Origin of the sequence: Halobacterium sp. CBA1132 (genome assembly GCF_001485535.1) — an archaeon.
In the GTDB taxonomy this organism is placed as follows: Archaea; Halobacteriota; Halobacteria; order Halobacteriales; family Halobacteriaceae; genus Halobacterium.
Map to the genome: position 1 here is coordinate 527,599 of NZ_BCMZ01000001.1, position 13,430 is coordinate 541,028.

Annotated in this window: 17 protein-coding genes; 4 read left to right on the top strand and 13 right to left on the bottom strand. The window is 69.3% G+C overall.

The window, feature by feature from the left end; genetic code table 11:
• Positions 1-63: 63 nt before the first annotated feature.
• The 3 genes from AVZ66_RS02665 to AVZ66_RS02675 all read right to left on the bottom strand — a co-directional run bounded on the left by AVZ66_RS02665 (position 64) and on the right by AVZ66_RS02675 (position 2,794).
• The gene (locus AVZ66_RS02665; protein ID WP_058981572.1) at positions 64-792 is read right to left on the bottom strand and encodes a fumarylacetoacetate hydrolase family protein; all 729 of its coding nucleotides are present in this window, start codon (positions 790-792) and stop codon (positions 64-66) included.
• 48 nt (positions 793-840) lie between these two features.
• The gene (locus tag AVZ66_RS02670; RefSeq protein WP_058981574.1) at positions 841-1,182 is read right to left on the bottom strand and encodes a hypothetical protein; all 342 of its coding nucleotides are present in this window, start codon (positions 1,180-1,182) and stop codon (positions 841-843) included.
• A gap of 454 nt (positions 1,183-1,636) precedes the next feature.
• Positions 1,637-2,794 (bottom strand): acyl-CoA dehydrogenase family protein, encoded by a 1,158-nt coding sequence (locus tag AVZ66_RS02675; protein WP_058984611.1) that lies wholly within the window; start codon positions 2,792-2,794, stop codon positions 1,637-1,639.
• Between the two features lie 118 nt (positions 2,795-2,912).
• Between AVZ66_RS02675 and AVZ66_RS02680 the strand changes: the two genes are divergently transcribed.
• Positions 2,913-3,668, top strand: a complete 756-nt coding sequence (locus tag AVZ66_RS02680; RefSeq protein ID WP_058981577.1) for a PHP-associated domain-containing protein — start codon at positions 2,913-2,915, stop codon at positions 3,666-3,668.
• Here AVZ66_RS02680 and AVZ66_RS02685 read toward each other — a convergent pair.
• From AVZ66_RS02685 to AVZ66_RS02695, 3 genes are read right to left on the bottom strand one after another with little or no spacing between them, the layout of a single operon-like run.
• Positions 3,665-4,150 carry a metal-dependent hydrolase gene (locus AVZ66_RS02685; RefSeq protein WP_058984612.1) on the bottom strand — a complete coding sequence of 162 codons (486 nt, stop codon included), beginning with the start codon at positions 4,148-4,150 and terminating at the stop codon, positions 3,665-3,667. The genes AVZ66_RS02680 and AVZ66_RS02685 overlap by 4 nt on opposite strands.
• 49 nt (positions 4,151-4,199) lie before the next feature.
• The gene (locus tag AVZ66_RS02690) at positions 4,200-4,718 is read right to left on the bottom strand and encodes a CinA family protein (protein ID WP_058981579.1); all 519 of its coding nucleotides are present in this window, start codon (positions 4,716-4,718) and stop codon (positions 4,200-4,202) included.
• A 40-nt stretch (positions 4,719-4,758) separates the two neighbouring features.
• Positions 4,759-5,109, bottom strand: a complete 351-nt coding sequence (locus AVZ66_RS02695; protein ID WP_082678750.1) for a nuclear transport factor 2 family protein — start codon at positions 5,107-5,109, stop codon at positions 4,759-4,761.
• Between the two features lie 104 nt (positions 5,110-5,213).
• On the opposite strand from AVZ66_RS02695, the gene AVZ66_RS02700 reads away from it, so the two are divergent.
• Positions 5,214-6,320, top strand: coding sequence for a pyridoxal phosphate-dependent aminotransferase (locus AVZ66_RS02700; RefSeq protein ID WP_058981580.1), 1,107 nt, complete (start codon positions 5,214-5,216; stop codon positions 6,318-6,320).
• Here AVZ66_RS02700 and AVZ66_RS02705 read toward each other — a convergent pair whose 3' ends face one another.
• The gene (locus AVZ66_RS02705; RefSeq protein WP_058981582.1) at positions 6,321-6,515 is read right to left on the bottom strand and encodes a hypothetical protein; all 195 of its coding nucleotides are present in this window, start codon (positions 6,513-6,515) and stop codon (positions 6,321-6,323) included.
• Positions 6,516-6,627: 112 nt separating this feature from the next.
• On the opposite strand from AVZ66_RS02705, the gene AVZ66_RS02710 reads away from it, so the two are divergent.
• A complete protein-coding gene (locus AVZ66_RS02710; RefSeq protein WP_058981584.1) occupies positions 6,628-7,659 on the top strand; it encodes a TRC40/GET3/ArsA family transport-energizing ATPase in 1,032 nt (343 codons plus the stop codon).
• On the opposite strand, the gene AVZ66_RS02715 is transcribed toward AVZ66_RS02710, so the two are convergent.
• The 4 genes from AVZ66_RS02715 to AVZ66_RS02730 form a co-directional block, all read right to left on the bottom strand.
• Complete coding sequence (locus AVZ66_RS02715) at positions 7,660-8,475, bottom strand: SDR family oxidoreductase (protein ID WP_058981585.1); 816 nt, start codon at positions 8,473-8,475, stop codon at positions 7,660-7,662. It abuts the gene before it with no gap.
• 53 nt (positions 8,476-8,528) lie between these two features.
• On the bottom strand, positions 8,529-9,404 hold the full coding sequence (locus tag AVZ66_RS02720) for a hypothetical protein (RefSeq protein ID WP_157575577.1): 876 nt from the start codon (positions 9,402-9,404) through the stop codon (positions 8,529-8,531).
• A gap of 67 nt (positions 9,405-9,471) precedes the next feature.
• Positions 9,472-10,284 (bottom strand): endonuclease V, encoded by an 813-nt coding sequence (locus AVZ66_RS02725; RefSeq protein ID WP_058981593.1) that lies wholly within the window; start codon positions 10,282-10,284, stop codon positions 9,472-9,474.
• 1 nt (position 10,285) lies between these two features.
• Positions 10,286-11,239, bottom strand: a complete 954-nt coding sequence (locus tag AVZ66_RS02730) for a rhomboid family intramembrane serine protease (RefSeq protein ID WP_058981594.1) — start codon at positions 11,237-11,239, stop codon at positions 10,286-10,288.
• Positions 11,240-11,388: 149 nt separating this feature from the next.
• Here AVZ66_RS02730 and AVZ66_RS02735 point away from each other — a divergent pair, with 149 nt between their 5' ends.
• Positions 11,389-11,769 (top strand): hypothetical protein, encoded by a 381-nt coding sequence (locus tag AVZ66_RS02735; protein ID WP_058981596.1) that lies wholly within the window; start codon positions 11,389-11,391, stop codon positions 11,767-11,769.
• A gap of 3 nt (positions 11,770-11,772) precedes the next feature.
• Here AVZ66_RS02735 and AVZ66_RS02740 read toward each other — a convergent pair whose 3' ends face one another.
• A complete protein-coding gene (locus AVZ66_RS02740; RefSeq protein ID WP_058981598.1) occupies positions 11,773-12,516 on the bottom strand; it encodes an ABC transporter permease in 744 nt (247 codons plus the stop codon).
• Complete coding sequence (locus tag AVZ66_RS02745; protein ID WP_058981600.1) at positions 12,513-13,418, bottom strand: ABC transporter ATP-binding protein; 906 nt, start codon at positions 13,416-13,418, stop codon at positions 12,513-12,515. The genes AVZ66_RS02740 and AVZ66_RS02745 overlap by 4 nt, the downstream gene beginning before the upstream one ends.
• Positions 13,419-13,430: the final 12 nt, after the last annotated feature.

Here is a 13,430-nt window from a genome sequence, read left to right on the forward strand (position 1 = left end):
TCCTCAAGCAGCGCGAGCGGCGTAGCCGCGAGCGTATTCCGAAGAACGCTAGCGACTTCCGACTCAGTTCTGGGCGGCTGGTTCGACAATCGTATTTTCGAGCGTGCCGACGCCCTCGTAGGTGATTTCGACGGTGTCGCCGGGTTCGACGAGCCCCGGGTTCGCGGGGCTGCCGAACGCGATGACGTCGCCGGGGTGGAACGTGAACCGCTCGGAGAGGAACGACACGACCTCGTAGGGGTCGAACAGCATCAGTTCGGTGTTGGCTTCCTGCCGGCGTTCGCCCGCGACGTCGGTGTGCATGTCGATGCCGCGCGGGTCGAGGTCCGTCTCGACCCACGGGCCGAGCGGCCCGGAGCGGTCGAAGGCCTTGCGCGCGGTGCGACCAGGTTGGTCGAGCGCGTCGAGGTCGTTCATGATGGTGAACCCGCGGAGCACGTCCTCGACCTCGCTCTCGTCGACGCGGTGGCACGTCTCGCCGACGACGGCCGCGAGTTCGCCCGCGTACGTCAGTTCGTCCGTGAACGTCGGGTACGGGACGTCGGCGCCGTGGCCGACCACCGACACGGGCGGCTTGATGAAGAAGTCCGGCTGGTCGGGGCGCTCGTAGTCCATCTGGTCGAGCGTCTCGGCGTAGTTGCGGCCGACGCAGTATAGGGCCGACGGGTCGCAGGGCGCCACGAGCGCGCCGTCCTCGCCGACGACGTACTCGGCGTCGTCGGTGGTGACGACGCCGTCGCGGTACTCGCCCGCCACGATGCCGTCGTCGGTCTGGAGTCGTGCGAGTCGCATGGCTGGACGTCACGGAGCCGCGACAAATCGCTTACGAACGCGGGAGAACTAGCTCGTGGTGGCGTGGGCGGCCTCGGTCGCCTCCGCGGCGTCGACGGGTTCGTCGCTGAGGAGGTCTTCGAGCACCGCCGGGTCGAGCGCGTCGGCGACGTCGTCGAGGACGCGCTCGCGCTCCCGGATGGCTTCGGCGTCGCCGTCGTAGAAGCGGACGTACTCGGCGCGCGTGTGTTCGCGGAGCCCGTGCTTGATGGCGAAGAACCCCTCGGGGACCGTCTCATCGCAGATTTCGCACTCGTGGGCGTCGTGGTCCGCGACCTGATGGGCCAACAGCGCTTCGACGCTTCCGAACGTCGACCCACAGCCGACAATCGCACACTCCCACGCAGACATGGGTATCCGTAGCCTGAGCGCGCAAATAAACCTTGTGTCGGATTCTCGACCACTGAACCCGCTCCGTCAGTCGATTGTATGCTTTCTGTCTGACGAATTATCGCGCCGAGAGCACTTAGAGGGGGACGTTACCGCATAACAATCGAGCCCTGATGCGGGCGGTAGGGACTTCCTGAAGTGGTTCTTGGGAAAACCGCCCGCAAAGTAATCCGCTACTGCCCGCCACGCTTCCGGAAATCAGAGATTCTCGACGTCAGGCTCGTTTCACTCACCAGACTTCCGGGAGACTCCGTCTCCCGACGAGTGGCTCACTGCTGTTCGCTCTTCCGGAAATCGAAGATTTCCGGCGTCTGCCTCGCTACTGCTCGCCAGACTTCCGAAAATCACCGATTTTCGGCGACTGGTTCGTGTTACTCACCAGACTTCCGGGAGACTCCGTCTCCCGACGAGTGGCTCACTGCTGTTCGCCACTCTGCCTATAGATGAGGTTCCGCTGAATCTCGTTGGCGCCCTCGTAGATGACCGGGATGCGGGCGTCGCGATAGACGCGGGCGATGCGGCGGTCGGTGAGAATCGAGCGCCCGCCGTGGAACTGCATCCCCTGTTCGGCGTTGTCGACGGCGACCTCCGTGGACTTCGTCTTCGCCATCGCCGCCCACAGGCCGGGTTCGTCGTAGTTTTTGACCTTGTTGGCGGCGCGGTAGTTCAGCGCGCGCGCGGCCTCGAATTCGAGGCGCATGTCCGCGAGGCCGTGCTGGACGGCCTGGAAGTCCGCGACGTGGCGGCCGAACTCCTCGCGCTCGTGGACGAAGTCCCACGCTTCTTCGAGCGCGGCGGCGGCGAGACCGAGGCCGTGCCCGCCGACGACGACGCGGCCGTGGTTGAAGAAGTCCGCGAGCATCATGAACCCGGCTCCCTCGCTGCCGATGAGGTTCTCCTCGGGAATCCGGCAGTCGTCGAAGACGATGTGGGCTTGCTTGGACGCCCGCATCCCCATCTTCTCGGGGATGTGCTCGGCCACGTACCCGTCGGCGTCCGTGGGCACGATGAAAAGCGAGTAGTCCATGTAGCGGTCGCCGGTGTCGCCGGTCTTGGCGTACACCGTCACCCAGTCGGCTTCGACGCCGTTCCCGATCCAGTACTTCTCGCCGTTCAGGACGTACTCGTCGCCGTCCGCGTCGGCGGTCGTGTGCATCCCCGCGAGGTCGGACCCGACGTCGGGCTCGGAGACCGCAAGCCCCGTAATCTGGTCGTTCGCCGCGACCGGGCGGAGGTACTCGTCTTTCTGGTCTTCGGTGCCGTACTCTTCGAGCATCTCCGCGCCGAAGCTCGCGAGCTGGAGGGTCAGCGCGATGCCGGCGTCCGCGCGGTAGAACTCCTCGGCGATTGCCAGCATCTGTTCGAGGTCGAGGCCGCGGCCGCCGTACTCCTCGCCGATGTCTTGGGCGACGAGTCCGGCGTCCATGCCGGCCTCCAGAATCTCCCACGGGTAGTCGCCGGTCCGGTAGAACTCTTCGGCGTTCGGCGCGATGTGCTCCTCGGAGAACTCGCGGGCGTCGCGTTTGACGTCCAGCGCGTGCTCGGGGACGATGTCCTCGGAGAGCAGGTTCAGACTCATACCGGGGCTTGGGGCGCCACGGGCATAAACGGCCGCGAACGTTCGGCAGCGGGCGCGAAGTTTATCCGCCGGAACCGTAAACCGCTAAACCTCGGCACGCAAATCCACGCTCGTGCCGACGACACGGGTCGACCTCCACGTGAAGGTACTCGACGACGAGGCCGTGCGCCGCGCGAAGGCGGCCGGCGTCGACGTGCTGGTGTACGCCCCGCACTTCACGCGGCTGCCGGAGGTCCGCGAGCGCGCCGCCGAGTTCTCCGACGACGAGCTGCTGGTGGTCCCCGGCCGCGAGGTGTTCACCGGGTCGTGGCGGGACCGCAAGCACGTCCTCGCCGTCGGTCTCGACGACCCGGTACCGGACTTCGTGACGCTGGACGGTGCGTTCGCGGCGTTCCGCGAGCAGGGCGCTGCGGTGCTGGCGCCCCACCCCGAGTTCTTGACGGTGAGTCTCACGGCCGACGAAATCGAGCGGTTCCGCGAGGACGTCGACGCCGTGGAGACGTACAATCCGAAGCACTTCGCGTGGGACGACGACCGAGCGCGAGCGCTCTCGAACGGCTACGACATCCCCGGGTTCGCGTCCTCGTACGCCCACCGCTCGCCGACCGTGGGCGGCGTCTGGACGGAGTTCGACGCCGACATCCAGTCGGAAGCGGACCTCGTGGACGCTCTCACGGGCGGCGTCCCGCGGCGGACCTACCACCAGCGCAGCCCCCGATTCCGGGCGCGCGAACTGGTGGAGAAAGCCCACCTCGCGTACGAGAACACGTGGGAGAAAGTCGACCGCATCCTCCTCTCGGGGATGGAACCCACCCACCCCCGCCACATCGCGTACGGCGGGAAGTTCGACGACGTCGCCGTCTACTAGAACAGGCTGCTGACGGCGTCCGTCGGGACGTACTGCGGGGCGACGTGGACGACCACTGCGATTACGGCGAGTTCGACGAGCGTGATGACGACGGTGACGGTGCTTGCGTACTTCGAGACGGTCGTGACGCCGATGGGAAGTCCGTACTCTTGGTCCGACAGCGGGTAGAACAGCGCGATGCCGCGCTTGCTGCCGACGACGTCGAGGACGTAGTGGGTGGCGATGCCGATCCAGACGTACTGAAGGTTCCCGCCGAAGTACATCGGGAAGACGTACAGCAGCGCCAGCACCGGGATGTTGTGCAGCGTCTTGCGGTGCTTCCCGAAGTCCGTGTCGACGTCCGGGAAGAGCGCGCCGAGCACGACGGGGATGAGTACCGCTGCTATCGTGTGCAGCGTCTCGACGCCGCCCGACGGGTAGAGCACGTACCCGAGGCCGATGGCGAGCAGGATGCCGTTGAGGATGTGGTCGCCCTTGTTCATCATCGAGGCCGAGAGCACGCGGCCACGTCACCGTTTCGGCACGCGCTCGCTAGCCGCGGACGCTCTCGACTTCCTCGCGGAGTTTGCGGAGCGCGCGCCGCGCAATCTGTTCTTTGACTTCCGTGCGACTGCCGTCGAACTCGCGTCGCTCCACGTCGGTGTAGGACGCCTGCGTCCCCCAGTCGCCGGCGTACGCGACGCCGATGTAGACGGTACCCACGGGTTTCTCCTCGCTCCCACCGGTGGGGCCGGCGATGCCCGTGGTGGAGACACCCCACGTCGTCCCTGCGGCGTCCCGGGTGGCCTGCGCCATCTGCCGGGCGACCGGCTCGCTGACCGCGCCGTGTTCGTCGAGCGCCTCGCGGGAGACGCCGGAGTCGAGTTTGGCGTCGTACGTGTACGTCACGAGCGAGCGGTCGAAGTAGTCGCTGGACCCGGAGACGTCGGTCAGCAGCGACCCGACGAGCCCGCCAGTACAGGACTCGGCGGTCGCGACGGTGTGGCCGGCGTCCGGCAGCACGTCGTTGAGTTCCTCCTCTATCGGCGGGTCGGCGGCGTACTCGCGCATGCTCGGGGGTACCGCGCCGGCGAGCAAGAAGGTGGTGGCGTCAGACGGTGTCGCGGTCCGTGTACGTGTACCGCTTCGCGATGACGCCGTCCTCGAAGACGTGAACGTCAGCGAACCCGAACTCCACGTCGTCGCCGTCCTGCACGCCCGAGAACGTGCCGCGGACGGCCGCGCGGTCGCCGTCCACGAGCACGTCGTGGACGGTGTGGCTGCCGTCTTCGAGCGGGCGGCCCTCGCGGTAGAACGCTTCGAGGTCGACCTTGCCCTCGATTGGTGGCTGGCCGGGACGGTCGTAGACGACGTCGTCGGCGAAGAGGGCCAGCAGGTCGTCGATGCGCTCGTCGTCCACGGCGTCGTAGTACTCGGCGACGTGCTCGGCGTGGTCGGTCACGGTGGAACTGTCGGGGGTCCGTCCAATCAACCGCACAGTTCCGGCAATCGGTGCCGCGTTTCCGCGGGCGAAAGAGCCACGTGGCGGGACGGAGACGCTCGCGTATGGAGTACGAGGAGCCGCTGTTCTTCCGCGTGATGGAGTACGCGGCGAAGTCAGACAGCGACGTGGTGAACATGGTCTCGGGGAACCCCGACTGGGGGTCGCCGCCCGCGCTCGCGGAGGGCCTCCGCGAGTACGCCGACACGGGCGGCGACCAGTTCCAGTACCCGCCCAGCGAGGGCCTGCGGGAACTCCGCGAGGAAATCGCGGCGCGCCGGCAGGTCCCCGTCGGGCGGGTTATCGTCACGAACGGCGCGGGCGAGGCGAACTACCTCGGGATGGCGCGCGCGCTCGAACGCGGCGCCGGCGACGAGGTCGTGATGACCGACCCGGTCTACCCCTACTACCCGGGGAAGACGGACATGCTCGGCGGCGAGCAGGTGTTCGTCGAGACGGCCGAGGACGGCAGCCTCGACCCCGCGGACGTGCGCGCTGCCGCCAGCGAGGATACCGCGTGCATCGTGGCGACGACGCCGAACAACCCCACGGGCGCGGTGTACGGCAAGGAGACGATGCGCGAACTCGTCGCCGTCGCCGAGGAACACGACGCCGTCCTCGTCAGCGACGAGGTGTACGACCACTTCGACTTCTCCGGGCGGTTCACGTCCGCGCTCGAGTTCGACTCCGAGCACCGCATCGTCGTGAACGCGTTCTCGAAGTCGCTGGCCATCACTGGGTTCCGAGTGGGCTACTGCATCGCGCCCGAGCGCCACGTCCAACCGATGAAGTCCCGACACATGTTGACGAACGTGGCGACGTCGCGGCCCGCGCAGGCCGCCGTCCTGCACGCGCTCCGCGAGACCGACCCCGACTACTACGAGCAGACTCGGCAGATGCTCGCCGAGCGCGTGGACACGTTCACGGCCGCACTTGACGACGCAGGCGCCGAGTACACCGAGCCGGACGGTTCGTTCTACGTGCTCGCTCGCTTCCCGGAGTTCCCGGGCACGCTGGAGAACACGTTCGAACTCATCGACGAGGCGGGCGTCGCGGGGATGCCGGGGTCCGGGTTCGGGACCGCCCGCGAGGACTGGCTTCGGTTCGCGCTCGTCACGCCGCGCGTCGAGGAAGCCGCCGACCGGCTCGCGGACTACTTCGCGAGCCGGTAGTCAGTACCCGCCCGCGTCCGAGAAACACCGCCCGCAGCGGCAGGCGCCGAAGTCGTCGAGCGCGCGTTCGACGGGGAGCGTCTGGATGTCGTCGTGGCTGACGTCGTTGGTGGCGCCGCACTTCGTTCGGCTGTACGGGTTCTCCACCCCCTTCTTGTGTACGGTCGCCGTGCGCTCGTTCAGCACGCCCTCCATGCTAAACCGTAACACTCGTGAGGGGGAAAACTACTGGGGCCGAGACGTTCGGTGCGCCGGCCGCGAGGACAGCGACCGACGGATTGACCCCGCTGGGCCGCCGACTGTGCGCATGGACGAAATCGAGGTCGAGGCGGTCGACTCCCTCGACCCCGGCGTGGTCAGCGACACCGCCGAGTACGTGCTGTACGGCGGGAAGGGCGGCGTCGGGAAGACGACGATGGCCGCGGCGACGGCGCTCGCGAGCGCCAACGACGGCACCGCCACGCTCGTGGTGTCGACGGACCCCGCGCACTCGCTGTCGGACACGCTGGAGTTCGACGTGCCGAGCCGGCCCGCGAAGGTGCGCGAGGCCAGCCCGCTGTGGGCGGTCGAAATCGACCCGGACGACGCGCTCTCACAGGCGGGCATGTTCGGGCAAGACGGCGGGTTCGCGGGCGGCCTCGACGAACTGCTCGGCGGCGCGGGTGGCGCTGGCGACGACGGCGCGATGATGCCGGGAGCGGACGAAGCCGCTGCGGTCCAGCTCCTCCTCGAATACATGGATGACGAGCGCTTCGACCGCGTCGTCGTCGACACCGCGCCCACGGGCCACACGCTCCGCCTGCTGGAACTCCCCGAGGTGCTGGACTCGATGGTCGGGCGCATGATGCAGATGCGCGAGCGCTTCGGCGGGATGATGGACGGCCTCACCGGGATGTTCGGGCAGGACGACGACGAGGAGCAGGCGGGCCTCGGCGACCTCGACGCCGTCGAGGAGCGCGTCGAGCGCCTCCGGGACGTGCTCACGGACCCGACGCGAACGGACTTCCGCGTCGTGCTCGTACCCGAGGAAATGAGCGTGCTGGAAGCCCAGCGGCTCACCGACCGCCTCGACGAGTTCGGCGTCCCCGTCGGAACCGTCGTCGTCAACCGCGTGATGGAACCGCTGGCGGACGCCGCCGACGTTCCCGGCGACGCGTTCGTCGCGCCGAACCACGAGGACTGCGAGTTCTGCGCGCGCCGCTGGGACGTCCAGCAGGCGGCGCTGGCGGAGGCACAGGACCTGTTCAGAAACTACGGCGTCAAGCGCGTGCCGCTGCTCGCCGACGAAGTGCGGGGCGAGCGCCCGCTGCGCGTCGTCGCCGCCTGCCTCGACGCGTAGTCAGGAGAACCGCTGGACGAGCCGGTAGCCGGCGTCCAGCCAGCGGTCCGGGAGGAAGCGCGCGAGCACGCCGACGCGGCCCGCCGTCCCCACGGGGTAGCGGGACTTCGGGTCGGGGCTGACCGCGGCTTCCGTGATGACTTCAGCGACCTTCTCGGGCGCGACCGCGCCGACGCCGTTGACCGCGCTGGCGTCCTCGAAGAACGAGTACAGCGTCTCGTAGGCGCCGCTGCGGTCGAGCCCCTGAATCTCGCTCTCGGCGCGGTCGGTGAACGAGGTGTCGACCGGCCCGGGTTCGACGACGGCGACATCGACGTCGTAGGGCGCGACCTCCGCGCGGAGCGCGTCGCTCATCCCTTCGAGCGCGAACTTCGAGCCGTTGTACGCGCCCATCCCCGGCGTCGGCACGCGCCCGGAGACACTGGAGACGTTCACGATGGTGCCGTCCTCGGCCTCGCGCATGTGCGGGAGCGCCGCCCGAATCAGGCGGTGCGGGCCGTAGACGTTCACGTCGAACTGCCGGTGGAGCTCTCTGGTGGGCACGTCCTCCAGCGGCCCGAGTTGCGCGTACCCCGCGTTGTTCACGAGGCAGTCCAGCCGGCCGTGCTCCTCGACCGTCTCGTCGACGACGTTCCGGCACTGGGCCGGCTTGGTGACGTCGAGTTCGGCGGTGTCACAGCCGGCCTCCGCGAGCGCCGCGAGGTCGTCGGTGTCCCGCGCGGTGGCGACGACCGTCCACTCCTCGTCGAGCAGCGACCGAGCGGTCGCCGCGCCGATGCCCGACGAACATCCGGTGATGAGCGCGACCTTCTCCATACCGGGGCGTCGTGGCCCCCGCAGTTAACAGTTGCATAGTCGGCCCGCTGGCGTCACCCGAGGTCGGCCATCGTCGCGGTGAACGTCACGAACCGCCCGTCTTCGCTGCGGTCGGTGACCTCGTCCGTGAACGCGCTCGCGGCGAGGCCGTCCGCCAGTTCGTCGACCGTCTCGTCGCTCGTGTCCGGTTCGAGCGCGTACACCCACGTCGCGGTGTCGGCGTCCAGCGACGCCATCGAGTTCCCCCACGCCTCGATTGCCTCGACGTCGATTTCGCCGCCCGCCGGCGGCCCCCGCTGACCGGCGACGATGCCCCGCTCGGGGAGCTTCTCGAAGATGCGCGTGAACACTGTGTCGGACTCCTCCAGACGGTCGCGCTCTCCGCGGTGGGTGTCTATCCACACCGCGAGGTCCGAGCCCGCGAGCACGGCGTCCTCGCCGAGCGCGAACTCGGTCTCGCGCTCGGTGGCTTCCGCGGTGGTGAAGCCGGCGTGCTCGCCGGTCACCTCGTATCCGTCGGACACTTCGACGGCGTTCGCGAGCGCGCTTGCGTTGAAGGACCCGAGGACGATGGTGTTCCCCGACTGTACCAGCGTGCCGTCGACGTTCTCCACGGAGAGGTTGAGGAACGACGTGCGCCCGTTCTCGACGATTTGCGCGACGCTGACCGACTGGTAGTCGAAGCGCGCGTTGCTCGACGGGAGCGTGCTGTACGCCGTGAGCCACGTCCGGAAGTCGGCGACCTCGCTCCAGTCGACGGACGCCGCGCTCTCGGTGGTCGGGGCCGCGTCGGTTCCAGTCGCGGTGTCGGCGTCGGTCGTCGCTGCGGTCGTGCTGTCGGAGTCGCCGCTCGTACAGCCCGCGAGGCCCGCGAGCGCGAGCGTCCCTGCGCTGGCGAGCACGGAGCGGCGGGAGGGGCGTCGCTGCATACTCGCTCCTGTCGGCGGGCACGCAAATCACTGTCGCGGTGTCGCAGTCGGCGAGAACGAGCGGCCGTCAGTCCTTCAGGTCGTCCGCGTACTGGTCGGCGAGCCGCGTCGGCGCGGGGAGCTTGTACCCCGTGCAGGTCGCTTCGACGATGTCGACGGTCGTTTCGGCGTCGACGCGGTGACCGGGACTCACGACGAGAGGGTTGACGTGTCGCGTCTCGGGGTTCGGGTACTGCCGGGACTGGTAGGCGTACCCGACGACGGTCCCGTCGGGCGCGTCCATCGAGTCGCCGGCTTCGATGGCAACCCGGGCGCCCTCCGGCAGCGGGTCGTCGAGTGACTCACGGGGCGTCCCGCAGAGCAGGTTCTTCGCGACGCCGACGGCCGGCGCGTCGAAGAGAACGCCGACGTGGGTCGCCAGCCCCGCCTGTCGGAAGTGGATGCGGCCGCTGCCGTCGAGGATGAGCACGTCCGGCGCCACGGACAGCGATTCGAGCGCGTCCACGATGGCGTCGCCCTCGCGGAACGCCAGCAGGCCGGGGATGTAGGGGATTTCCAGTTCCGCGCGGCCGGCGGCGCGCTCGACGACGCGGCCGTCGCGAATCGCCACCGCGGCGCTCACGGAGTAGTCGTCCCCGACGAACGCTTGGTCGACGCCGACGACCACGGGCGCGTCGCTGTCGGTGAGCGTGACCTGTTCGCCGACGCTCTCGGCGGCCGTCGGCGCGTCCGTCGGCGACTCGTCCAGTTCGAGGGCCGCCACCTCGAAGTCGAAGTCGTCCTCGAAGGCCGCCGCGGCCGCTATCTCGCGCTGGAGGTCCTCCATCTCCTCGTGGGAGCGGTCGGGGTCCGGGAGGAACTCGGGGCGAACGACGTCCATGTCAGGGCCGCCGGCGACCGGGGCCGCCCGGCCCGCCGGGGCCGCCGCCGCCGAACTGGAGTTGCTTGGGCGCGCGCTCGCCCTCGCGCTTGAGCTTCACGCCGTACAGTACGCCGAGCGCGAGGCCCGCGAGGTGCGCGAACTGCGCGACGCCGCCCCCACCGATGCCGCCGCCGACCGTCGACACGAAGATGGAGTACCCCGCGAACAGCAGCGTCGCGAGCCACAGCGGCATCGGGATGACGAAGTAGAGGTAGATGCGGAGGTTCGGGTTCAGAACCGTGAGCACGCCCATCAGCGCCGCGATGGCGCCGCTCGCACCCAGCACTGCCGAGCCCGTGAACCGGGTCAGCGTCTCGCCGTACCACCCGGGGTTCATCACGAGCGCCGCGCCGACCTGCGCGAGGCCGGCGAGCGCGCCCGCCACCACGAACAGGCCGACGAACTTCGCGGAGCCGATGCGCTTCTCGACCACGGGGCCGAAGAAGTACAGCACGATGCTGTTCAACACGATGTGGCCGAAGCCGCCGTGGGAGAACACCGACGTCACCCACGTCCAGACGGCCAGCGGCTGGGTCGTGTTGATGGTGAAGAGGTTGAGCCACTGCGCGGAGTTCGGCGCGATTCCCAGCGCGGGCGCGACGGCGTACTGCACGACGAACGTCAGCCACATCGCCGCCAGCAGCGCGAACGAGACGTTCCCGCGGAAGTAGCCGAGCACGCCGCCCGGCCCCGTGTCGAAGGGGACTTTCGCGGCGAGGCCGCCGCTCTCGCTGGACTGGGTCACGCTGTCGTCGAACCCGCTGTCGAAGACGCCGCCGGGGTCGTTCCACTCGTCGAGGCCCGGACAGTCGTGGTTCTCCGGGAGCCTGTGTTTCGAGCAGAACGTGCCGCCGCAGAGCCGACACTGGTACGGCATCGACTCCTTGTCGCCACACCGGTCACACGTCGCCATTACCGGCGGTTGGGTGGGCGCGTGGTTATCGTTTTGGGTCTCGCACGCGCACTGACCTCGCCGGGCGTCGCCGCGTCCGCCACTTTCCGCGGACCGCACGCGCCCGCCATCGACAGCTACTTGCTCGGGAATCGGGAACAGACGCCAGCATGGATGGCGACGCCGACGACGAACAGGTGTGGCGCTGCAGGGCCTGCGGGACGCGCCAACCGGACCCCGAACCGCCCTGTGAGCGCTGCTGGAACACGACGTTCGTCGCCGGCGACGGCGCGGAGGCCGTCCTCGACTCGGCCGACTCGGGAGCCGACGCCGCCGTGCTCCGCGTCGCGCAAGCGAAGTCGATTGCCACGCGCACCGCCGCGATGACGGGCGCCGTTGCGGTCGGACTCGGCGGCGTACAGGTGGCGCTGGCGGGCGTGTTCGCGGAACTCGTGTTCACCGTGTTCGTCGGCGTCGCCGCGGTCGCAGCCGTCTTCTGTCTGGTCGCTGGCGTCGCCGCTGTCGCCGACACAGTCGCCTTCGAGGAGTAGGCGCTACTCGGTCCACGGAATCGCGAGCGTCCCCACGGCGAACGCGACGACGGCCAGTACCACGACGACCGCCGCGTTCGTCGTCACGTCGCCCCCGGTGTACGTCGCCGCGCGGACGCCGCGAGCGAAGTACGCCAGCGGCGAGAGGTCCACTATCGGTCGGAACCACGCGGGGAACAGTTCGGGTTGGACGAACGTCTCCGAGAGGAAGAGCACCGGCAACGCGATGCCGTTGCTCGCGGCGATGGCGCCGTCCTGTCCGTCCGCGAGACTCCCGATGACCGCGCCGACGCCGCAGAACGCCACCGACGTGGCGGGCACGAGCACGGCCAGCCACGGGGAGAGCGTGAACGACGCGCCCGTCGCGAGCAGCGCCACCAACAGCACCGCGCACGCCGCCGCGATGAGCGCGACGTTCACGAGCGTGTGCGCGGCCAGCCACTCCGCGCGCGTCAGCGGCGTCGTCGAGAGCTTCTCGAAGCGGTTGCCCTCGCGGTGTCGCGCGACGGTGCTCCCGACCCGCGACAGCGGCGTGAACAGCACGACCGTCGCGAGATACGCAGGGACGTAGTACGCGGTCGGCTCCGTGAACAGGCCGCCGCTGCCCGACGTGGTGCGGACGAGTCCGGCGAAGATGACGATGAGCAACACCGGGAAGAAGAACGTGAAAAACACCGCCGTCCGCCGGCGCAGGAACGTCCGGTAGGTCGCAGCGGCTTCCGCGCGGATGCGAGCCAGCCGGCTCATCGCTGCACCTCCACGCCCTCGGCGTCGCCGGCGAGCGCGAGGTACGCGTCTTCGAGGGTCGGTTCACGCCACGACAGCGCGTCGAAGTCGACGCCCGCGTCGTCGAGCGCGGCCACGACGCCGCCGATGTCAGCGGGCGCCACGCCGCCGAAGACCAGTCCCTCACGGGTCGCGTCCGGCTCGAACCCGGGCACGTCGGGGGCCGCCTCGGGGTCGTCCAGTTCGACGACGAGGCGCGGCGGGCCGCCGTGTTCGGCGACGAGTTCGCGGGGCGTTCCGGTCGCGGCGACCGACCCGTCCGCGAGCAGCGCGACGCGGTCCGCGAGCCGCTCGGCTTCCGCCATGTCGTGAGTGGTGAGGAAGATGGTCGTCCCGGAGTCTGCGAGGTCCTCGAACACGCGCCAGAGCGCGCGCCGGCCAGCGGGGTCGACGGCGGTCGTCGGCTCGTCGAGGAACAGCACGTCCGGTTCGTTCACGAGCGCCGCGGCGACGCACGCGCGGCGCTTTTCGCCACCCGAGAGGTCGGCGTACCACGTGTCGTTGTCGGCGTCGAGGCCGACCTCCGAGAGGACCACTTCGGGGTCGCGGGCGTCGTCGTAGAGGCCCGCGTAGTAGCCGACGAGTTCGCCCGCGGTGAGGCGGTCCGGCGGCTCGAAGTTCTGCGGGAGCAAGCCGACGCGCTGGTCGTTGGCGTCCTCGGGGTCCTCGCCGAGCAGTTCGACGCTGCCGCCGTCCGGCTCGGTCGTGCCGGTCAGACAGCGCACGAGCGTCGTCTTGCCCGCGCCGTTCGGGCCGACGAGCGCGAACACCTCGCCCTCGTCGACGGACAGCGAGACGCCGTCGACAGCGGCGGTGTCGCCGTAGGACTTCCGTACGTCCTCGGCGACGACTGCTGGAGTCATACTCTGGAGTCG